Raw genomic sequence first — 21949 nt, 5'->3', positions numbered from 1 at the left:
CTGCGGTAATGGTTATGAGTAAAGCGGACGCCTTCACACAGGCAGGGAAAACCGCGGTGTTGCAGAACATCCAGGGCACGTTGCAATTCCTCCAGCGCTTCCCACCTTTCAATCAGATGGAACACGCTCACCTGGCGTATCTGGTCGAGCAATGTCAGATGCGTTTTTACGCCCCCGGCGAGAGCATCATCAAACCCGCTGACGGCCCGGTCGAGCACTTCTATATCGTCAAGCAAGGCCGGGTCGTGGGCGAGCGTCCGCATACGGTAAACGGTAGCACCGAAACGGTCTTCGAGATCACCACTGGCGAATGTTTCCCTCTCGCGGCGTTGCTGGGTGAACGGGCGACCCGCACCGAGCACCTGGCCGGCGAAGACACCTTCTGCCTGCAACTGAACAAGCCGGCATTCATCCGCCTGTTTTCGCTATCGGACACCTTCCGCAACTTCGCCCTGCGCTGCGTCAGCAGCCTGCTGGATCAGGTCAACCAGCAAGTGCAGCAAAAAGCCGTGGAAACCCTGGGCACCCAATATTCGCTCAATACCCGACTGGGCGAATTGGCCATGCGCCACCCGGTGACATGCGCCCCGCAGACGCCATTGCGCGAAGCCGTGACGTTGATGCACGAACAACAGGTCGGCAGCATCGTGGTGGTCGATGACCTCAAGGCGCCACTGGGGATTTTCACCCTGCGCGACCTGCGCCAGACCGTGGCCAACGGCAGCAGTGATTTCAACGAAGCCATCGAAGGGTACATGACCCGGGCGCCGTTCTTCCTGTCGCCGGATCAGAGTGCATTCGACGCGGCGATTGCCATGACCGAGCGGCACATCGCCCATGTCTGCCTGGTCAAGGACCAGCGCTTGTGCGGCGTGGTTTCCGAGCGTGATCTGTTTTCCCTGCAACGGGTCGACCTGGTGCACCTGGCGCGCACTATCCGCAATGCCCAGAAAGTGGAAAACCTGATGGCGCTGCGGGGCGAAATCGGTCAACTGGTCGAGCGCATGCTGGCCCACGGCGCCTCTTCGACGCAGATCACCCACATCATCACCTTGCTCAACGACCACACCGTGTGCCGAGTGATCGAGCTGACTCTCGCCGAAAAAGGCGACCCCGGCGTGCCGTTCAGCTGGCTGTGTTTCGGCAGCGAAGGCCGTCGCGAGCAGACCCTGCACACCGATCAGGACAACGGCATTCTGTTCGAAGCCAGGGATGCGGCCCATGCCGCCGAGATTCGCGGCAAACTGTTGCCCATTGCCCAGCAGATCAACCAGAGCCTGGCGCTGTGCGGCTTCACCTTGTGCAAGGGCAATATCATGGCTGGCAATCCTGAGCTGTGCCTGTCCCGGGCCGAATGGGCGCGGCGCTTTGCGGCGTTTATCCGCGAGGCAACCCCGGAGAACCTGCTGGGTTCGAGCATCTATTTCGATTTGCGCGTGGTCTGGGGCAGCGAGCAAGGCTGTGAGCAATTGCGCCGGAGCATTCTCGACCAGGTCGGCGACAACCGCTTGTTCCAGCGCATGATGGCTGAGAATGCGTTGCGCAATCGCCCGCCCGTAGGGCGTTTCCGCGAGTTCGTACTGGCGCGAAAAAATGGCGAGAAGGCCACCCTGGACCTGAAGACTCAGGGTCTGACACCCTTTGTCGACGGCGCCCGGTTGCTGGCCCTGGCCCACGGTATCGAAACAAACAACACGCTGGAGCGTTTTCGCCAGTTAGTCGACAAGGAGGTCATCGATCCCCTGGACGGCGCTGCGTACGAAGAGGCCTATCACTTCATCCAGCAAACACGCATGCAGCAACATCAACTACAGACCCGAGAGAATTTTCCTTACTCAAATCGGGTCGATCCCGACAGCCTCAATCATCTGGACCGGCGCATCCTGCGTGAGTCCCTGCGCCAGGCACAGCGCCTGCAAAGCAGCCTGACCTTGCGGTATCAGATATGAGCCTGTTTTCATGGCTGCGCCCGGCCGGCCCGAGCTTGTCCGCAGACCTGCAACAACGTCTTCAACGCCTGCCGACGGTCACCGGATTGAGTGAATGCAGCCTGCGCGAGCAGCGCTGGGTAGTGCTCGACCTGGAAACTACCGGGCTGAATATGAACAAGGACCGGGTACTGTCCATCGGCGCCGTGGTGATCGAGGATGGCGCGATCGATTTCAGTCGACAGTTCGAGCGAACCTTGCAATGCGGCGAACTCAAACTCGGCCCCAGTGTGCTGATTCACGGCTTGGGCCCCAGTGCAATTGCTGCCGGCAGCGATCCGGCCGAGGCGCTGCTCGAACTCATGGAGTTTGTCGGCGACAGCCCGGTGCTGGCCTTCCATGCGCCGTTCGACCAGCACATGTTGGCGCGCGCCCTGAAGGATCATCTGGGTTACAAGTTGCAGCATGCCTTTCTGGATGTGGCAGATATTGCGCCACTGCTATGCCCCCAGGCGCACATTCGCGAGGCCGGGCTGGACGATTGGATCGACTGGTTCAAGCTCGTAGTCTTCGAGCGCCACCACGCCAGCGCCGACGCCCTGGCCACCGCCGAACTGGCACTGATCCTGTTCAGCCGTGCGCGGCAGCAGCAGATTCATAGCCCGTTGAATTTGCAACAGCGCTTGAGTCAGTGGAAGCGCCGGCAGCAGGCGCCTTCCTTCTGACCTTCAGGACCCTCCTGTAGGAGCGAGCTTGCTCGCGATGGTCGTGAACGGTGACGCGTGCTGTCTGGAAAAATGCGTCGCCTTCAAGTTCATCGCGAGCAAGCTCGCTCCTACAGGGGCCTTCGCCAAATCCCCACCCGACCAACGCCAATTGCTTACCTCCCTCGCCTCTGCCACAATCGCGAACAATTCTCGTTAGTTAATATTTCCCAATCGGTGATGCGGCGTGTCGTCAGTCCCAAGCCCTCAAAGTGAGCTCGTCGGTGCGTTATATCGCGACCATCGCGGTTGGCTATTGGCCTGGCTTCGACGCAACGTCGCCTGCCCGCAGCGGGCCGAAGACCTGAGCCAGGACACTTTCGTGCGTTTGCTGGGCCGTGAGGAATTGAAGGCACCGCGCGAGCCGCGGGCGTTCCTGGTGGCGATCGCCAAGGGCCTGCTGTTCGATTATTTCCGTCGCGCCGCGCTGGAACAGGCCTACCTCACCGAGTTGATGCTGATTCCCGAAGCCGAACAACCATCGGCGGAAGAACAGCAAATGATCCTCGAAGACCTGAAAAACATCGACCGCTTGCTCGGCACGCTTTCCAGCAAGGCCCGGGCGGCATTCCTCTATAACCGCCTCGACGGCCTCGGTCACGCGGAAATCGCCGAGCGCCTCGGTGTGTCGGTGCCGCGGGTGCGCCAGTACCTGGCCCAAGGCATTCGCCAGTGCTATATCGCGCTGTATGGTGAGCCGACATGAACCCGGTCAGTTCCAAACCGGTATCGGCCAGCGTGCTGGACGCGGCGATTGCCTGGCAGCTGTCCATGGACTCCGCCAACCCGGTAGAGCGCGAAGAGTTCGCCAAGTGGCACGCGGCCCACGAAGAGCACGCCCGCGCCTGGCGCCAGTTGGGCATGCTCGACCAACGCTTCAGCGTGGCCAGCGGCCCGGCCCGCACTGCCTTGCTGCAATCGCGCGAAGGCATTCGTCGGCGAGTGCGCAAGCTTGGCAACGGTGTCGCCAGTTTCGTTGCCGTGGTCGGCCTGGCCCTGTTCGCCGGGGATCGTTACCTGCCGATCGACTATTGGCTGGCCGACCAGCGCACCGCCGTTGGCGAGCAACGCACCCTGCGTCTGGCTGACGGCACGCTGATCAATCTCAATACCCACAGTGCGCTGGATGTGCGTTTCGATGAAAAGCAGCGGCGCATCGTGCTTCAGGAAGGCGAAATACTGGTTGAAACCGGCCATGGCGATCCCCGGCCGTTCATCGTCGAAACCCGCGAAGGCAGCATGCGTGCGCTGGGTACGCGGTTTCTGGTCAAGCGCGAGGAGGACGGAACGCGCTTGAGCGTATTGCAGTCGGCGGTGGCGGTTCACCCTGAGTCCAACCCTGACGAAAAGATTCTGCGCGAAGGCCAGCAGGTACTGATCCGCAACAACGGCCTGGGCCCGGTTCTGGCCGTCAACCTCGGTGCGGATGCCTGGACCCGCGGCATGCTGGTGGTGGACAACACACGGCTGGAAGACCTGGTGCATGAAATCGGCCGCTATCGAAACGGTTACGTCGGGGTCGCGCCGGAAGTGGCCGACCTGCGCATCACCGGCAGTTTCCCGCTTCGCGACACCGACCTGGCACTCAACGCCCTGCTGCCGACCCTGCCGGTGCAGATCGAACAGCACACGCAGTGGTGGGTGAAGGTCGTGGCCAAGGCCGATACCAAGCCCTGAATCCGCACACAGAACCCTGTGGCGAGGGGGCTTGCCCCCGTTGGGTCGCAAAGCGGCCCCCGCATTTTCCAGTTAAACCGCATTGGCTGATTTTGCGACTGCTACGCAGCCGGACGGGGGCAAGCCCCCTCGCCACAACTGCGCACGACTGAAGCTTTTTGATAACGACTCAGTATCTGAATCGAAATTATTTTCATCCAGCCCTATCACTTTTTGATTTTCGTACGGCACACAGGCAATTGAGAAATGTTTCCATTCAGGAGCCGCTGTATGCCTCGTTCGCTAGACTCCCTGTTACGCCGCAGTTTGCTGGCGGTTGCCATTGCCCTTTGCACCCCTTTGGCCAGCAGCCAACTGGTCGCCGCTGAACAGGCGTCCGGCGTCCGCGCCTACAACCTGCCGACCGCTCCACTGGTCAACACCCTGAACCAGATTGCCAGCCAGGCCGGTCTGGCCCTGTCGTTGAATCCATCCCTGGCGGCGGGCAAGGCCTCGGCGCCGGTCAAAGGCCAGTTCGACGCAGCCGGCGCCCTGCGCGAAGCCCTGCGTGGCACCGGGCTGCAACTGGAACAGAGCAGTGCGGGCACCTACAGCCTGGTGGCCGTGCCCGAGGGCGTGATGGACCTGCCAGTAACCAGCGTGATTGGTGTGCAAGACACTGAAAGCGCCTGGGGCCCGGCACAGGGCTACCTGGCCAAGCGCACCGCCGCCGGCACCAAGACCGACACCGCGCTGGTCGAGGCACCGCGTTCGATTTCGGTCGTCACTCGCGAGCAGATGGACGACCGCAACGCACACACCCTCGACGATGCCGTGCGCTACTTGCCGGGCATCACCTCCAGCAGCTTCGGCAGCGACACCCGCGCCGACTGGTTGCGCGTGCGCGGTTTCGAGCCGACTCAATTCCTCGACGGCTTGCCACTGCCAAAAGGTGTGTACTCCAACCCGAAACAGGAAACCTGGAACCTCGACCGCCTGGCGCTGCTGCGCGGCCCGGCCTCCTCCGTGTACGGCCAGACCCCGCCGGGCGGCCTGCTGGACATGGTCAGCCGTCGCCCAAGCGCTGAAGCCAGCAGCGAGGTCCAGCTGCAATACGGCAGCGACAATCATCGCCAGATCAACTTCGCCAGCACCGGCAAGATCGATGACGAAGGCCAGTTCCTTTACAGCCTCAGCGGCGTGCTGCGCGACGGCGGCACCCCCATCGACCACATCGATGACAAGCGCTACAACATTGCCCCCAGCCTGACCTGGAACATCGACGAAGACACCAAATTCACCCTGCTCACGCAGTTCACCCGTGACGATACCGGTATCACCAGTCAGTTCTATCCGATCCAGGGCACCAAGATCGACATGCCGTTCGGCGATATCTCCCACCACAAGAACCTGGGTGACCCGAACTACGACTTCTACGACCGCACCTACTACGCACTGGGCTATGCCTTCGAACACCGCTTGAACGATGTCTGGCAGTTCCGCCAGAACCTGCGCTACACCAAGTCGGAGCTGTCATTCCAGGCCGTGACCGTCAATAGCTACGGCCCCTCTTACGGGTCTGTTGTTGACGATCAAGGCAATACCGGCCGTGGCACCACCAATGTCGACGAAGACATCGCCCAATTCGCCGTGGACAACAACTTCCAGGGCGACTTCGTCACCGGCGACGTCAGTCACACCTTGCTGATCGGTCTGGACCATCAGCGCAACACCACCAACTACCTCTCGATCTTCGGCACCGCGCCGGGCATCAACGTCAACGACCCGGTCTATGGCTTGCCGATCGAGCGTCCGGCACGCTCCACAGCCTTCTATGACTACGAACAGAAGACCCAGCAGACCGGCCTGTACATCCAGGACCAGATGGCCCTCGGCCAATGGCGCCTGACCCTCGGCGGTCGTGAAGACTGGGTCCACACCGGTACCACGTTCTTCAACAAGGGCGATGCCACCAACACCGAACGCGACAAGAACTTCAGCGGCAACGCGGCGATCAGCTACGTGTTCGACTCGGGCTTCGTGCCTTACCTGTCCTACGCCGAATCGTTCCAGCCGACCAGCAATGCCGTCGCCTCGCCGACCGAGTCGTTCAAGCCGACCGAAGGCAAGCAATGGGAACTGGGGATCAAGTACCAGCCACCGGGCAGCAACACCCTGCTGACCGCGGCTGTGTATGACCTGACCCAGAAAAACGTTTCCGTCACCAACAACGTGGGCAACGTGACAGTCACTAGCCAGACCGGCGAAGTGAAAGTCAAAGGCCTGGAGCTGGAAGCCGTTTCCGACGTGACCGAAAACCTCAAGGTCACCGCTGCCTACACCCTGGCCAAATCCGAAGTGCAAGAGGGCATCTACAAGGGCAATCGCCTGCAACTGATGCCTAACCAGCAAGCGTCGGTGTGGGGCGACTACACCTGGCACAACGGCGTGCTGGATGGCTTCGGCATCGGCGCCGGCGCGCGCTACACCGGCAATACCTATGGCGACCAGGCTAACACCTGGCTGGGCAAGGCCGACGCCTACACGGTGTTCGACGCAGTGGTTCACTACGACCTCGGCCGCCTGGACAACAGCCTCAAAGGCGCTTCGCTGGCCGTCAACGCAACCAACCTGCTCGACAAGGACTACATCTCGACTTGCGACAGCTACTACTGCTACTACGGCGACCAGCGCAGTGTCGTCGCAAGTGCAACCTACAAGTGGTAACGCTTTGAGCTGACACGCCCAATGACCAGGCCGTCCTTCGTGGGCGGCTTTGGTTTTTCTGAAGGCTATGAAATGAAAAGTAAAACAATTCGCCGCTGGTCCTTCGTCCACACCTGGTCCAGCCTGATCTGCACAGCGTTTCTGCTGATGCTGGCACTGACCGGCCTGCCGTTGATCTTTCACCACGAGATCGACCACTTGCTGGGCGATGCGCCTGAAGTGAAGGTAATGTCGGCGGACACCCCGCACCTGAATTTGCAGCAGTTGGTGGACGCGGCCGAGAAACATCGTCCCGGTGAAGTCATGCAGTACTTCGGCTTCGAGGACGATGAGCCCAACGCAGTGCTGACCATCATGGCCGCGACCGCAGGCACCGAGCCGAACTCGTCCCACACCTTCATGCTCGACGCCCGTACTGGCGAAGCGCTGGAAACGCCATCGGCCAACGGTGGCTTCATGATGGTCATGTTGCGCCTGCACGTGGACATGTTCGCCGGCTTGCCGGGCAAGTTGCTGCTGGCGTTCATGGGAATTGCGTTCGTGGCAGCGATCGTTTCCGGCACGGTGCTGTACTTGCCGTTCATGCGCCGCTTGAAATTCGCCACCGTGCGCCAGGACAAATCCACTCGCCTGCGCTGGCTCGACCTGCATAACCTGATCGGCGTCGTGACGTTGACCTGGGCGCTGGTGGTCGGCGTAACCGGCGTCGTCAGTGCCTGCGCAGACCTACTGATTGCAGCATGGCGCAACGACACACTGGCCGCGATGATCGCGCCGTATCGCGATGCACCACCGCTGACTCAACTGGCGCCGGCCAACCGTTTGCTCGACATCGCCAAGGAAGTCGCACCGGGCATGCAGCCGGACTTCATCGCCTTCCCCGGCACACGCTTTTCCAGTGAGTACCATTACGCAGTGTTCATGAAGGGCAGCACGCACCTGACCTCGCACCTGCTCACGCCGGTGCTGATCGATGCCAGCACCCTGCAAGTCACCGCAGTGGTCGAACGCCCGTGGTACATGGACGTCATGGGCATGTCACAACCGCTGCACTTCGGTGACTACGGTGGCATGCCGATGCAGATACTCTGGGCGACCCTCGATGTGCTGACCATCATCGTGCTCGGCAGCGGGGTCTACCTGTGGGTGGTGCGGCGCAAGGCTGCCAGGCCTGTGCTGGAAAAAGCGGAGAGCGTGGCATGAAGCCCCGGCAGTCGAACTTCTGGAAAGTGTTTAGCACTCCAATCGTCATCGCCTTGTTCAGCGCGGCAGGGTTGTTTGCCGCGTTGCTCGGGGATGGTGTGTGGGATTCGCTGAGCTGGCTAGGCTTGGGCATCCCCGCCGCTGTTGCCCTGCGGGGCCTCCTGCAACGCCGCTGAAACGACATCCCCCCCTGTAGGAGCGAGCTTGCTCGCGATGCACCCGAGAACTCCCCGGGGTGTCAGTCTTCCAACGTCATCGTTGACGACCATCGCGAGCAAGCTCGCTCCCACAAGGGGTCAAGCCATGATGCTTGAGCAATCAGACCAACGCGCTATGCTGCCCGACACTGCCACCGACCGAGACGCTGCCATGTCCGCCCCGAGCATGACCCTGTACCACAACCCGCTTTCGCCCTTCGTTCGCAAAGTCATGGTGCTGCTGCACGAAACCGGACAACAGAACCGCGTGGCGTTACAGACCAGCGTACTGACCCCGGTCAACCCGGACCTGACCCTGATCGACGACAACCCCCTGAGCAAAATCCCGGCCCTGCGCCTGGCCGATGGCAATGTCATCCATGACAGCCGGGTCATCCTCGACTACCTCGACCACCAGCACGTCGGTAACCCGCTGATCCCCCGCGAAGGCTCGGCCCGCTGGCGGCGCCTGACCCTCGCTTCACTGGCCGACGGGATCATGGACGCGGCCGTGCTGGTTCGCTACGAAGTCGCCCTGCGTGCCCCGGAGAAACACTGGGACGAATGGCTCGACGGCCAGCGCGACAAGATCCGTCGCGCCCTGGCCTTGCTGGAAAAGGACGCGATTGCCGAGCTGACCTGCCATTTCGATGTGGCGGCAATCAGCGTGGCCTGTGCATTGGGTTACCTGGACCTGCGCCATCCGGATCTGGACTGGCGCACAGCGAATCCGCAACTTGCGGCGTGGTATTTCGAGGTGAGCCAGCGGCCTTCGATGATTGCAACGATGCCGAAGGTTTAGCCTGGTGACACCAACGCACTATCAGTTCTGCTAGTAGGCAAAAACTGAAAAAGCTCCGATGCTCAAGGTCCTGCTATCCGGACCTTGAACGGAGTTCAGTCGATGCCCAATTCAACCCGTGAAACCGTACTGTGCCGCTACCATTACGATCCGCTGGACCGCCAGAATGGCTGTACGGCACTTCAGCAGCCCGCCATTCAGCGTTTTCATTGCAAAAGTCGACTGGCCACTGAAATTCAGGGCTCCGCTCGGTGGAGCATCTTTCAGCAAGATGACCAACTGCTGGCTCAACACAGTCACCTCGACGCCAAGGTGACCGCCACACTGCTCACAACTGACCAACAACGATCCGTGCTCAACGCACTAGAGGCGACTCAACCTAACCCCCTCGCCTACACGCCCTACGGTCATCGCCCGGCGAAGAACAGTTTACTCAGCTTGCTCGGGTTCAACGGCGAACGGCCGGACCCGGTGACCGGGCATTATCATTTGGGCAATGGGTATCGGCAGTTCAATCCGGTGTTGATGCGGTTTAACAGCCCGGATAGTTGGAGTCCGTTTGGGGATGGTGGGTTAAATGCGTATGCGTATTGCTCAGGAGATCCAGTCAATAAAGTGGATCCTAATGGGCATGCCTTTAGTGGTTTTTTAATGGTTGTTGGGGGAGTAGCTAGTATTGTTGGAGGCGTCATTCTTGCGAAAAAAGAAGGATCTGCAGCTTTTTTTGGTGGTTTGGCGCTGATGGTGCTGGGTGTTGCCGCTATAGGAGTAGGGATGGGGAGCATGACGACAAGTGCATACGGTTCATTGACTCGCCGTCGTTTACCGTCCCCCCAGTTACCCGATACACCCTCCCTTCCTCAACTTTCTTCGCCTAAATCATTCAATGTTCCTAATACCTTACCTAAGCCGGGACCTACTACGCCTGTTTCAGATTTATCTCGACCAAATTCCACCAATGGTGTATTCGAACCGCATACGCTGGATCGGCTTAAATCTATCGGTGAATTTAATATCCCCAGACCCAATAACAATTCCAGTTTCTCAGGAGCGTCCGATGTAGGAGCTAACGGAGCATTTAATCATCCCTCCTCACTTGAAAAAAAAAATAAAATTACTAGGAATGCCTAATAGACCACAAAGGTGGAGAGATAAAAAAGGCGACTGATTTAAATTTAGGATAAAAATTGGGACAGATTTATTTAAGTAAATCCGTCCCTATGCCTCGCACTATGCCCTAACTTTTTTTGACTAGCTGCCAAGCGGAAAACAACTTCGCGATCCGCATCGCCAACAACCGCCCCAACCGCTGATCCTCCCGCAACCCCACTGACCGGCTCACTCCACTTCTCCCATATCAAACGCCACTGGTTTGCCCGCCTTCTGCCCAACCCCATACCAATCCAGCTTCCGCGTCAGCACCATAAACACGCCCAGCAAGCCGAACAGCAGCAGCGAGCCCATCAACAGCGCGTAATCCTCTGCACTCAACAGCCCGTAGAGCAGCCCATACAACGCGGCCAATCCCACAGAAAAACTCAAGCCGTGACGCACGCTGCGCAATACGTGGCAAACGTAGAATCCGATCAACAACACACAACCGCTGGCGGACAACAGGTACGCCAAGGCAAAGCCGATGTGCTCGGACAACGACAGCAACAACAGGTAGAAGAACGCCAGCGCCACACCTACCAACGCATATTGCACCGGGTGTACCGCAAGGCTTTTCAGCACTTCGAACAGGAAGAAACCGGCAAAGGTCAGGACGATGAACAGCAGCGCATATTTGATCGCCCGGTCGCTTTTCAGGTACTGGTCCACGGGTTCGATGAAGCTCACGCCGAAGCTGCGACCGGACAACGCCTCACAGCCACCGCGGGACACGCAGCTGTTCAGCGTTTCTTGCAGGTTGGTGGAGAAAAACGAGGTCTGCCAATGGGCGGTAAAGCCCTGATCGGTAATCTCGCGCTGGGCAGGCAGGTAGTTGCCGATGAAGCTTGGATGCGGCCAGTTGGCATTCAACGAAACTTTACTGGTCTTGCCCACCGGCAGTATTTGTAACTGGCCGGTGCCTTGCAGCTTCAGGTCAAAACCGAAGGCCAACTCCGTGGCCTGCTTTGTCTCCAACGCCGGCAGGGTCACGTGGACGCCTTCACCCAGCCAGCTCACTTGGCTGCCCGGAATGAAGTCCAGGTTCTGGCCGTTGAGTTCAAGCTTCAAAGCGTTTTCGATACCACGAATGTCGCTGATGCCAACAGCGAGGAACGGCTGGTCGAACTGGTAATCGGCGAAATCTTCCTTGATGCCCAGTTGAACCGGCAGGGAAAAGTGGCCGCTGATGCGGTTGTCTGCATGGAACAACCGCGCCTGGTAAATACCTCGGGAACGCAGTTCGGTCTGAACGTCTGCGTCGAGTTCGAAGCGCTCCGGCAGAAAATACAAACGACCGCGCTCTTCACCGATCTCCTGATAACGCTCGTTGGTTTTTTCGTGGGTCTTCCAGGTTCGCACGACTTTACGATACGGCACCACCATCAGCGGGCCGCTCAATTGCTGGCTGTAACTGGAGCTGCGGGCAATGTCTTCGAGCACACCATCGCGCAGTTGCTGGCGCTCCTGGATCACGCCGTTGATCATCAGTAGCGGGATCAGCAACAACAGAATCAATAGGGCAATTGCCCCGAGTTTTAGGGTCAGGCTACGGTTCATGGGACTCTCCCTGTTTTGGATGGGGAGAGTCTGGATTCGGTATGTGGTGGGGCCATGGGGGGAATGTGGAGATTGTGTGGAGATTCAGCCTGCTCGCGATTGGCCGTAACTCGGTCTTAAGGCAGGTGTAACTTCACCTCCACACCGCCGTCGACATTACCAATACTCATCGTACCGCCATGCAGCTTGACCACTTCCTCGACAAAGTTGAGCCCGAGCCCGGTGCTTTTGCGCCCACTGTCGGGACGCGGCAACGAGTAAAAACGCTCGCTCAAACGCGGCAGCGCGTAGTCGGGAATCGACTCTGCCTGATTGAAAAGCTTGAACTCGACCTGCTCGCCTGTCCGTTCGGCGGTGAATCGCAGCACACCTTCAACAGGGGTGAAATCCAGCGCATTGTCCAGCAGATTACCCAACGCCTGACGCAGCAGAAATGGCTCGCCGATCAGCATCAGGTCCGATGAAATCGTTTGCTCTACGCGCAACTGCTTACCTGCGATTCGCGCAGATTGCGCGTTCAGCAGGCCATCCACCAAAGCCGCCAATGGCACCGCCACCCGCTGTTCCAGCCCTTGGCGTTGCTCGACCTGCGCCAGGTTCAAAAGCCGCTCGATCAACTGCTGCATGCGCGCACTTTCACTGTCGATATTGCCGACGAAACGTTGCCGCTGTGCCAGAGGCATTTCGCCCTGCAACAGTTCCGCCGCGCCACGAATCGCCGCCAACGGACTCTTCAACTCATGGGTCAAGGTGTGCACGTAACGTTCGACGTAGGCCTTGCCTTCAAGCTGCGTGCGCATCTGCTCCACTGCCGTGGCCAATTGCTCCAGCTCACCGCCGCGATAATGCGGCACTTCAACCCGCCGGCCTTCACTGACGCCTTGGGCGTACGCCGTCAATCTTCGCAGGGCGCGGCTCAGCCACCAGGACAACAACGCGCCGAACAGCAGACCGAGGCCGATCAGCCCGGCGCCGTAAGCCAGCAACCGGCGTTCCGTGCGATCCACATAAGGCTGCACCGAGCTGTTGGGCTTGGCCACAGTGACCACGCCGATGATCTGGCCGTTGTCGCGAATCGGCGCGCCGACGTGCATCACCGAAGACGCCGGATCGTTCGGGTCATTGCGCGTGGAGCGTGCGCCGTATTCGCCACGAAGGGTCAGGTAGACGTCGTTCCAGCGCGAGTAATCCTGCCCCACCGCCGTCCCGCTGGAGTCCAGCACGACGATGCCCTTGGCGTCGGTGACGTAGATGCGGTGGTTGACCTGATTCTTTGGCAAGCCCCAGATTTTCGCTCCGGGCTGTCGCTCACCATAGGCCTTGAGCAGTTCCGGCCAGCGGTTCTGGTTGAGGCTGCCGGCCTTGAAGTCGTCGCGCAGGATCTCGGCCATCAGGTTGGCGGTATCGACCAGGGTTTCTTCGGTGGACTGGCGCACGCCGGGGCGGATCTCCTGCATGACCGTGTTGAGCACAAAGTAGCCGGTCAGGCCGATGAACAGTGCGTAGACCAGGAAAATCCGGATTCCCAGCGGCATCAGCTTTGTCCCGGGTTGTAGCTGTAGCCGAGGCCGCGGTGGGTCTGGATCGGTTCGGCATCAGCCTTCACCAATCGCAACTTGGCGCGCACGCTCTTGATGTGGCTGTCGATGCTGCGCTCGTAACCGGCGTCGGCGGCCACACCCAGGGCATCGAGCAACTGTTCGCGGCTGAAGACTCGCTCGGGCTGCTCCAGCAGGCATTGCAGCAGACGGAATTCATGGCGGGTCAGGGTCAGCAGTTGACCGCGATAACTGATTTGCACACGTTCACTATCGATGCGAAACAGCATCGCCGACAGTTCGCTCACCGTGCGGGGCACCATGCGCTTGAGAATCGCCCGGACCCGCGCCGCCACTTCTCGAGGGCTGAACGGTTTGACCACGTAATCGTCGGCGCCGATTTCCAGGCCCACGACGCGATCGATTTCGCCATCCCGGGCGCTGAGGAACATCACCGGCACTTCGCTGAAGCGCCGCAGTTGCTTGCAGGTTTCGAAGCCGCTGATGTCCGGCAGGCCGATATCGAGAATGATCAGATCCGCCGGGGTCTGGCGCTGGTGCTCCAGCGCCGCCGCGCCCAGGCTCAGCCATGTGGTGGTGAAGCCCTCGCCTTGCAGGGCGAAAACCAGGGTGTCGGCAATGGCCGCTTCGTCTTCGACAATCAGGATATGAGGCATGGCGTCCGAGCCCGGCAGTGATGTGGGCGAACGGTGACTCAAGGGGGAATCGGCGTCAATCCGGCTGTGTTAATTGGCGGCGAGGCCTGTGGTACCTAGCAGTTCTGTTAGTAGGCAATGGATGAAAACAAGCTGATTCTGATAGCCCGTCTTTTTGGTACTGACACGGAGACCAGTCAATGCCTTCGCACTCTCGCAAAACGATTCTGCTGGCAACCGATCATCAGCGCTCGGTAATAAACGCCCTGGACGAGAATCGGCCACAACCCATCGCCTACACACCCTATGGTCATCGCCCAGCCGAAAACGGCTTGCTCAGCCTGCTGGGTTTCAACGGCGAACGGCCGGACCCGCTGACCGGGCATTATCATTTGGGTAACGGATATCGGCAGCTCAATCCGGTGTTGATGCGGTTTAATAGCCCGGATAGTTGGAGTCCGTTTGACAGGGGGGGATTGAACTCATATGCGTATTGTGCGGGGAACCCTGTCAATTGGAAGGATCCAACAGGTCACTCTGTAATACCCGCAGTTTTTTTCGACGACGTATTCATGAACCTCTATAAGTTCATGAGAGGGACGAATAGTGTACGGTTTACAAACATCGTAACGTCCACGGAAGAACTCTTTGGTGGAGTAGCGAAGATCAAAATGCTTGCGAGCAGCAAGAACACTCATCCCGACGCATTCATTGCTCGCGTTCTATCTGAGCAAAAAAAACCTGCTTATTTCTCTACAGAAATCCCTCCAGATTTAGCAACAGGCCTCGAGTATCTCCATCGCGCCAATCAACACCTTCGAGATACCTTAGATGCAATCACTACAAATACCGGCCTACTCAACCCAAAAAAACCGTTCTTTAAACACCTGAATGAAGTGGAAATAAGAAATCTGAACACTGACCTGCTCACTCATAAAAAAGAATTGGCACAAGTCATTTCACACGTCTCGTCCCTGCGCATTGAGGGGCCCAGCCGTGTCGGCGCACACTTCAACGCACAAGATTTTGTTGATACCGCGATCAGAATCAGAGACTCACGATAGGGCCACGTAGCGGTGAGTCAGCTATCAACAATCCGGCTTGTCCGCCGTAAACCTTCTCGCCGGATTCACCGCCGCGCCAAACTCACGCAACGCCTTGGCCCCAATCAACAACGGATAATTAAAGCTGCTGCGATCAGTCAGGTTGACCTCGACCGTGCGCTTGACGTTGCCCAGGCACAATTCCAGATCGACCACCGGACGCTTGCTGGGCGCGGCAGTGTCTTCTTCTTCGTCCTCTTCAGAACGGGTCTTGATTTTGCTGATCCGCGCAACTTTATGCTCGTAGACCTTGTTGCTCGCATCCTTGGTCGCGAGGCGGAAACGCACCCAGTCTTCACCGTCGCGGGTAAAGGTCTCGATGTCCTTGGCCGACAGCGACGCAGTCAGCGCGCCGGTGTCCATCTTGGCCTTTAGCACTTCGCCGCCGATTTCCGGCAGCGCGATGTATTCGTAACGTCCGTACAGCGTGGGCTCGGCGGCCATGACCGGCAGGGCCAGAAGAGAAAGCAGTGCGAGGAGCGATTTCACGTATGGGGCTTCCTTGAGCAATGGGCAGCGGAATTTTAGACCGTCAGTTGGCAATTCGTTCGTTCTTGGAATCGCTTCGCGGGCAAGCCACGCTCCCACAGGGTTTTGTGTCGTTCACACATCTTGTGTACACCCCCAATCCACTGTGGGAGCGGGCTTGCCCGCGAAGAGGCCGGTACAATCGCCACAGTAATGTGACCGGATACTCCAACCCAGCCTACCCATCCAATGGTGAAACATTCGTCATCAGCCGATTTGGCCTGTCGCCCGAAGCTGCTTATCATGGCGCGCCCAACCGCTTCCACGAGTGACTTATGCGCCGCCTGCTCACCGGCTGTTTCGTGACCCTGCTGCTCCTGCTCAACACCCTGATCCTGATCGGACCGTTGATGGTGTTTGCCCTGCTCAAACTGATCCTGCCTGGCCGTTTTCGCGATTACGCCTCATGGTCGGTGATGTGGATCGCCGAGACCTGGTCCGAGATCGACAAGCTGATCTTCCGTGTCTGCATCCCTACCCAATGGGACATCCGTGGCGGTGACGATCTGCGTCGCGACACCTCATATCTGGTGATCAGCAACCATCAATCCTGGGTCGACATCCCGGCGCTGATCCAGACGCTGAACCGGCGCACGCCGTTCTTCAAATTCTTCCTCAAGAAAGAGCTGATCTGGGTGCCCTTCCTGGGCCTGGCGTGGTGGGCGCTGGATTACCCGTTCATGAAGCGCTACAGCAAGACGTTCCTGGCGAAATACCCGGAACTGGCCGGCAAGGATCTGGAAATCACCAGACAGGCCTGTGAATTGTTCAAGCGTCAGCCAGTGACGGTGGTCAACTACCTCGAAGGCACCCGCTTCACGGCGGCTAAATGTGACCAGCAACAGTCACCGTTCAATCACCTGCTCAAGCCCAAGGCCGGCGGGGTGGCCTTTGTGCTGGCGGCGATGGGTGAGCAGCTGGACGCGATTCTCGATGTGACAGTGGTTTACCCGCAGCAGACGATTCCGGGGTTCTGGGACTTGATCAGCGGCAACGTTCCGCGGGTCATCATCGACATCAAGACTCGCGAACTCGACCCGGCGCTGTGGCAGGGCGATTACGAAAACGACCCTGCGTTTCGCGAGAAGGTCCAGAACTGGGTCAACCAGCTCTGGATCGAGAAGGACCGGCGCATCGACGCGTTACGCGCCGGGCGCCGCTGAATCAGCTACCGGTGCCGGTGCCCCAGATGCTGCCCAGGCTGCTCAGCAGCGAACCGCCGACGCCCTGCTGACCGAAGTATTGCAGGAGCACCGGGGCAAACTGGCCGATCATGCCGCTGTCCATACCCAGGGCGCTGAAGGCGTTGTTCAGGTCGTTGGTGTCCTTGACGTTGCCCAAGGCGTTGTCCAGCCCTGCGGCTTTGCCGCTGGAGCCGAGCAGGCCGGCCAGTGCACCCAACTCCCCGCCGCCCGAGAGCATGTCGATGCCCGGCACGCTTTTGGCCAGTTCCGAGTAGTCGGTCGAACTCAACTGGTTCTTCGCCAGCCCCAGCATCGCCCCGGCACCGCCAACGGCTTGCTCTGGGGTGATGTCCAATTCACTGAGGGTGCTCAGCAGGTTGGCGGTCTGTGGTGTCGGTGCGGCGGTCGCGGCCTCGTCAGCACCCTTCATGCCGGCAATGGCATTGACCGCATCGCCCAGATTGAACTGTGCGAAGACCGGGCTGGCAGTCAGGGTCAGGAGTGATGCCAGTGCAAAACCGCGTGAAATCTTCATTCAGACATCCTCTTGTTTCATGAAAAACGCCCGGCTTACAGGCGCAAAGCTGCCGATTTGACCGGGCAGACGCGGGCATGTTCCTCAGATCTCCATCCATTTACCATCCGCTCGTCACAAAGTAGCCCTGAAGCCTGCGGCACTATCAGATCTGCCAGTAGGCGGCTCTGTTCGAATGCGCCACAGTAAAACCCTGGATCGACAAACTCATTCAGGAACCCGGCCATGCTCCCCAATCGAGAAACTCTGCTCTGCAGTTATCGCTACGACCCGCTGGATCGTCTGGTTGATTGCACTCCCTTTGCGCAGTCCCCCAACCAACGCTTTTACCTGAAAGATCGTCTAGCCACGGAGATTCAAGGTGTGGTGCAGCATTCGATCATGCAGCACGACGATAAACTGCTGGCTCAGCAGCAGCGTCAGAGCAGCACAGCAGAAACCCGCTTGCTCGCCACGGATCAACAGCGTTCGGTTTTGAATGTACTTGATGTCGCTCGACTACATCCCCTCGCCTATTCACCCTATGGTCATCGCCCTGCGGAAAGTGGCTTGCTCAGCCTGCTCGGCTTCAACGGCGAACGGCCGGATCTGGTGACGGGGTGTTATTTGTTGGGGAACGGCTATCGGGCGTTTAACCCGGTGTTGATGCGGTTTAACAGCCCGGACAGTTGGAGTCCGTTTGGGGAGGGCGGGTTGAATGGGTATGCGTATTGTGTGGGGGATCCGGTGAATCGCCATGACCCGTCGGGACACACCTGGAAATGGTTGAAAAAGGTTCTGCGTTTAACCGGGCCCATGAGAAAGAAAACACCTGTTGTGGGTCTCAGTAGCAACAGAGCCGGTGCTAGAACCCCCCTTCAAGGTAATCAACTGCCGAGTAATACAAGCATAGCGTCCGAGAGGATAAGCAATGGCCGGACAAACATCTCAGGAATTTCAAAAACAGAACCATTAAATGTTACTAAAGAAGAGGCAATCGAAAAGATTTCAACTTTACAAGAACTGCAGAAACAGACGAATAGTAAAATCAAAAAACTAGATAAAAGTTCGAACGATCTCGGCGATACCATCGCCACCCTGACAAGTAAAAAAGAAGAATATACCTATGGCAGGCCTTTAGACCATAAAATTTCATCATCTACCATTTCAGAATTAACTCACAAACGAAATTTAATACGTGAGGAGCGTATACCGCATGTCAGACTCCAATACAGCACCGAAAAACTTATAGAAAAATACTCACTATATATACAATAATTAAAAAGTGCTTAAAAAGGGCGACAACATGTCGCCCTAAATTTATTTACGCCGCACTAAACATCTTATGCGGATCAATCACAAACTTCTTCGGCACACCCGCGTCAAACTCGCCATAACCCTGCGGAGCCTGATCCAGGCTGATCACCTGAACGCCCACCACTTCGGCGATGTTGATGCGGTCCCACATGATCGCTTGCATCAGCGCGCGGTTGTACTTCATCACCGGGGTCTGGCCGGTGTGGAAGCTGTGGGACTTGGCCCAGCCCAGGCCGAAGCGGATGCTCAGGCTGCCCATTTTCGCGGCAGCGTCGACAGCGCCCGGGTCTTCGGTCACGTAGAGGCCGGGGATGCCGATCTTGCCTGCCACACGCACCACGCCCATCAGCGAGTTGAGCACGGTGGCCGGGGCTTCGTGTTTCACGCCGTCATGGCCATGGCCACGGGCTTCGAAACCAACGGCGTCGATGGCGCAATCCACTTCCGGCTCGCCCAGCAGTGCAGCGATCTGTTCGTGCAGCGGCGTGTCCAGGGACAAGTCGGCGATCTCGAAGCCCTGAGCCTTGGCGTGAGCCAGGCGCACGGTGTTGACGTCACCGATGATCACCACCGCCGCGCCCAACAGACGAGCCGAAGCAGCCGCCGCCAAACCGACCGGACCGGCACCGGCGATGTACACGGTGCTGCCCGGGCCGACGCCAGCGGTCACGGCACCGTGATAGCCGGTCGGCAGGATGTCGGAGAGGCAGGTCAGGTCGCGGATTTTTTCCATCGCCCGGTCGCGATCCGGCAGTTTCAGCAGGTTGAAGTCGGCGTACGGCACCATGGCGTATTCGGCCTGGCCACCGGTCCAGTCGCCCATGTCGACGTAACCATAAGCACCGCCCGGACGCGCCGGGTTGACGCTCAGGCAGACGCCTGTGTGCATTTCTTTGCAGGAACGGCAGCGCCCGCAAGCCACGTTGAACGGAACAGACACCAGGTCACCGATCTGCAGGTTCTCGACGTCGCTGCCCTTTTCGATCACTTCACCGGTGATCTCGTGACCCAGGACCAGACCGGTTTGAGCGGTGGTACGGCCGCGCACCATGTGCTGGTCGGAACCACAGATATTGGTGGAAACCACGCGCAGGATCACGGCGTGGTTAATTTTCCTGCCACGCGGGTCCTGCATTTTCGGATAATCAATACTCTGCACTTCGACCTTGCCAGCGCCGAGATACACCACACCACGATTGCCAGACATGCTTTCACCTCGCTGTTGTTTTTATGGAACCGCGTTGCCCAGGCAGGCAGCGCGTTAAATGCTCGGGTTATTGCCGTTGTCATTTGTGTTGCTTGTAAGGGCCTCATCGCGAGCAAGCTCGCTCCCACAGGTTTTTGTGTCGTTCACAAATCTTGTGTCCGCCCCCGATCCACTGTGGGAGCGAGCTTGCTCGCGATGGCGATTTAAAGAACGACCGTTCTGTTGGCGTTCAAAAACACTCTTCTCTCAATGTGATACCCAACCGCCCTCGCCAAAGTCAGCCCTTCGATATCCCGCCCCTTGGCGATCAGGTCTTCCGGATAATGGCTGTGGTCCACCGCCTCCACACCCTGGGCAATGATCGGGCCTTCATCCAGGTCGTTGTTGATGTAATGCGCGGTGGCGCCGACCAGTTTCACGCCCTTGTTGTAGGCCTGATGGTAGGGCTTGGCGCCCTTGAAACCGGGCAGCAGGGAGTGGTGGATGTTGATCGCCTTGCCATCGAGCTTGCGGCACAGCTCCGGCGACAGCACTTGCATGTAGCGCGCAAGGATCACCAGTTCCGCACCGGACTCTTCAATGACCTGCCAGACCTGACGTTCCTGGGACGGCTTGTCGTTCGGATCCAGCGGGAAGTGGTAGTACGGAATCTGGTGCCAGTCAGCCAGTGGCTTGAGGTCCGGGTGGTTGGAGACCACGGCGGCCACGTCCATCGACAACTGGCCGATGCGCTGGCGATAGAGCAAATCGTTGAGGCAGTGATCGGCCTTGGAAACCATGATCACCACTTTCGGCCGGTAGTTCGGCGCGGTCAGTTCGAAGATCATGCCAAAGGCTTCACCGCGCTCGGCGAGGCCCGCGCGGAAGGACTGCTCGTCGAAACCGTCAGGCTGGCGGAATTCCACACGAATGAAGAAACGGCCCGAGAGTCGGTCATCGAAGGAATGGTGCTCGGTGACGTAGCAGCCCTGCTCGAACAGAAAGCGGGTCACCGCGTCCACGGTGCCGAGGACGCTGGGGCAGTCGGCGGTCAGAATCCATGTGTCTGGGGCGCGGCTCATGGTGCGGTGACTCCTGTGATATCTAAAGATGACGCTGCATCTTGTGGGAGCGAGCTTGCTCGCGATGGGCGTCAACGATAACGCGTACTTACTGGATCAACGCGTCGCCCTCAAGTCCATCGCGAGCAAGCTCGCTCCCACAAGTGATCGCCTCCATGGCGGGTGGTGATCAAGCCTGAACGCTGAGGCCGAATTCGGCAGAAGCATCCTGCAGCCACAACCACCAGTAATCCGAGAAGCTGCGACGAATCAGCAGTTCCCAGGTGTCTTCGGCGGTGTGACGGATCATCAATTGCGACTTGGCGAACACCGTGCCGACGGCTTTGCCCACCGGGAAGTTGTTCGGGTGCACGTCGTAGCTGGTGGACTTCATCAGTACCTGGCGCACGTTCGGGCCGCTCAGTTCGAGGAGTTGCTGGCCGCCGCTGACGTTGACGATCGCAATGTGCAAATCGCCCAGCGCTTTGCGCAGTTTTTGCTCGGCGGCCAGTTCTTCACCAGTCGGCACGATCAGCAGCCACTCATCCGGCCCCATCCATTGCAAACTGGTTTCGCCTTTGACGATGACGCTCAGCGCGCCCGGCAACTCGATGCCCAGGGCCTTGTGCACGCCCGCGGCAAACGCGGCATCGTGGCCATCGCCGCGGATGGTCAGGTGGCCGAGGAGTTTTTTCTCACGCACGGTCACGCCGGCGTTCTTGCGACCCTTGCCCACCAGGCTGGCGAGGTCGGCGTGATGCAGCGACGACTCGGCCTTGGCCCCGGAGGTTGGGCGTTGTTGGTAAACATTGGCTGCGGTCATAAAGCACCTGTTTTGAATTCTGTTGGTTCTGGCCCTTGTGGTGGCTGTTCTAC

General features: G+C 58.9%; 20 protein-coding genes. 12 read left to right on the top strand and 8 right to left on the bottom strand.

The window, feature by feature from the left end; all coding sequences use genetic code 11:
• Nucleotides 1-8: 8 nt before the first annotated feature.
• The 9 genes from AC1RDQ_RS06885 (at nt 9) to AC1RDQ_RS06845 (ending at nt 10408) form a co-directional block, all read left to right on the top strand.
• Entirely contained in the window at nt 9-1949 is a 1941-nt protein-coding gene (locus AC1RDQ_RS06885) for a putative nucleotidyltransferase substrate binding domain-containing protein (protein ID WP_492586787.1), read from the top strand.
• Entirely contained in the window at nt 1946-2653 is a 708-nt protein-coding gene (locus AC1RDQ_RS06880; protein WP_492586785.1) for a 3'-5' exonuclease, read from the top strand. Before AC1RDQ_RS06885 ends, AC1RDQ_RS06880 begins: the two co-directional genes overlap by 4 nt.
• Before the next feature lie 226 nt (nt 2654-2879).
• Nucleotides 2880-3398: an RNA polymerase sigma factor gene (locus tag AC1RDQ_RS06875; RefSeq protein ID WP_057713015.1), complete on the top strand. Its 519-nt coding sequence runs from the start codon at nt 2880-2882 to the stop codon at nt 3396-3398.
• Complete coding sequence (locus tag AC1RDQ_RS06870; protein ID WP_492586783.1) at nt 3395-4369, top strand: FecR domain-containing protein; 975 nt, start codon at nt 3395-3397, stop codon at nt 4367-4369. Before AC1RDQ_RS06875 ends, AC1RDQ_RS06870 begins: the two co-directional genes overlap by 4 nt.
• Before the next feature lie 270 nt (nt 4370-4639).
• Entirely contained in the window at nt 4640-7075 is a 2436-nt protein-coding gene (locus tag AC1RDQ_RS06865) for a TonB-dependent siderophore receptor (RefSeq protein WP_492586781.1), read from the top strand.
• A 72-nt stretch (nt 7076-7147) separates the two neighbouring features.
• Nucleotides 7148-8278: a PepSY-associated TM helix domain-containing protein gene (locus AC1RDQ_RS06860; protein WP_492586779.1), complete on the top strand. Its 1131-nt coding sequence runs from the start codon at nt 7148-7150 to the stop codon at nt 8276-8278.
• Nucleotides 8275-8454, top strand: a complete 180-nt coding sequence (locus AC1RDQ_RS06855; RefSeq protein ID WP_085716476.1) for a hypothetical protein — start codon at nt 8275-8277, stop codon at nt 8452-8454. The genes AC1RDQ_RS06860 and AC1RDQ_RS06855 overlap by 4 nt, the downstream gene beginning before the upstream one ends.
• Before the next feature lie 193 nt (nt 8455-8647).
• Complete coding sequence (locus AC1RDQ_RS06850) at nt 8648-9277, top strand: glutathione S-transferase family protein (protein WP_492586777.1); 630 nt, start codon at nt 8648-8650, stop codon at nt 9275-9277.
• 102 nt (nt 9278-9379) lie between these two features.
• Entirely contained in the window at nt 9380-10408 is a 1029-nt protein-coding gene (locus tag AC1RDQ_RS06845; RefSeq protein ID WP_492586775.1) for an RHS repeat-associated core domain-containing protein, read from the top strand.
• A 207-nt stretch (nt 10409-10615) separates the two neighbouring features.
• Here AC1RDQ_RS06845 and creD read toward each other — a convergent pair whose 3' ends face one another.
• From creD to creB, 3 genes are all read right to left on the bottom strand, one after another.
• Nucleotides 10616-11986: a cell envelope integrity protein CreD gene (gene creD / locus AC1RDQ_RS06840; RefSeq protein WP_492586773.1), complete on the bottom strand. Its 1371-nt coding sequence runs from the start codon at nt 11984-11986 to the stop codon at nt 10616-10618.
• A 116-nt stretch (nt 11987-12102) separates the two neighbouring features.
• The gene (creC, locus tag AC1RDQ_RS06835; RefSeq protein WP_492586771.1) at nt 12103-13521 is read right to left on the bottom strand and encodes a two-component system sensor histidine kinase CreC; all 1419 of its coding nucleotides are present in this window, start codon (nt 13519-13521) and stop codon (nt 12103-12105) included.
• Nucleotides 13521-14201, bottom strand: a complete 681-nt coding sequence (gene creB / locus AC1RDQ_RS06830; RefSeq protein WP_492586769.1) for a two-component system response regulator CreB — start codon at nt 14199-14201, stop codon at nt 13521-13523. Before creB ends, creC begins: the two co-directional genes overlap by 1 nt.
• 179 nt (nt 14202-14380) lie before the next feature.
• Here creB and AC1RDQ_RS06825 point away from each other — a divergent pair, with 179 nt between their 5' ends.
• On the top strand, nt 14381-15244 hold the full coding sequence (locus AC1RDQ_RS06825; RefSeq protein WP_492586767.1) for an RHS repeat-associated core domain-containing protein: 864 nt from the start codon (nt 14381-14383) through the stop codon (nt 15242-15244).
• A gap of 24 nt (nt 15245-15268) precedes the next feature.
• On the opposite strand, the gene rloA2 is transcribed toward AC1RDQ_RS06825, so the two are convergent.
• Nucleotides 15269-15772 (bottom strand): retropepsin-like aspartic peptidase RloA2, encoded by a 504-nt coding sequence (rloA2, locus tag AC1RDQ_RS06820; protein WP_492586765.1) that lies wholly within the window; start codon nt 15770-15772, stop codon nt 15269-15271.
• Between the two features lie 314 nt (nt 15773-16086).
• Between rloA2 and yihG the strand changes: the two genes are divergently transcribed.
• Nucleotides 16087-16974, top strand: coding sequence for a 1-acylglycerol-3-phosphate O-acyltransferase, YihG family (yihG, locus tag AC1RDQ_RS06815; RefSeq protein ID WP_429522185.1), 888 nt, complete (start codon nt 16087-16089; stop codon nt 16972-16974).
• A 1-nt stretch (nt 16975) separates the two neighbouring features.
• On the opposite strand, the gene AC1RDQ_RS06810 is transcribed toward yihG, so the two are convergent.
• Nucleotides 16976-17530 (bottom strand): DUF2780 domain-containing protein, encoded by a 555-nt coding sequence (locus AC1RDQ_RS06810; protein WP_492586764.1) that lies wholly within the window; start codon nt 17528-17530, stop codon nt 16976-16978.
• A 225-nt stretch (nt 17531-17755) separates the two neighbouring features.
• Here AC1RDQ_RS06810 and AC1RDQ_RS06805 point away from each other — a divergent pair, with 225 nt between their 5' ends.
• On the top strand, nt 17756-18787 hold the full coding sequence (locus AC1RDQ_RS06805; RefSeq protein ID WP_492586762.1) for an RHS repeat-associated core domain-containing protein: 1032 nt from the start codon (nt 17756-17758) through the stop codon (nt 18785-18787).
• A 46-nt stretch (nt 18788-18833) separates the two neighbouring features.
• Here AC1RDQ_RS06805 and fdhA read toward each other — a convergent pair whose 3' ends face one another.
• The 3 genes from fdhA to AC1RDQ_RS06790 form a co-directional block, all read right to left on the bottom strand.
• Complete coding sequence (gene fdhA / locus AC1RDQ_RS06800; protein ID WP_090451825.1) at nt 18834-20033, bottom strand: formaldehyde dehydrogenase, glutathione-independent; 1200 nt, start codon at nt 20031-20033, stop codon at nt 18834-18836.
• Nucleotides 20034-20236: 203 nt separating this feature from the next.
• On the bottom strand, nt 20237-21094 hold the full coding sequence (gene purU / locus AC1RDQ_RS06795) for a formyltetrahydrofolate deformylase (RefSeq protein WP_007981374.1): 858 nt from the start codon (nt 21092-21094) through the stop codon (nt 20237-20239).
• 169 nt (nt 21095-21263) lie between these two features.
• Nucleotides 21264-21896: a sarcosine oxidase subunit gamma gene (locus AC1RDQ_RS06790; RefSeq protein ID WP_043302458.1), complete on the bottom strand. Its 633-nt coding sequence runs from the start codon at nt 21894-21896 to the stop codon at nt 21264-21266.
• Between the last annotated feature and the right edge of the window lie 53 nt (nt 21897-21949).

It is taken from the genome of Pseudomonas sp. GW823-FHT02E01, from assembly GCF_058797535.1.
The sequence above is the reverse complement of the archived record's forward strand: the minus strand, read 5'-3'. Positions and strand labels throughout refer to the sequence as shown.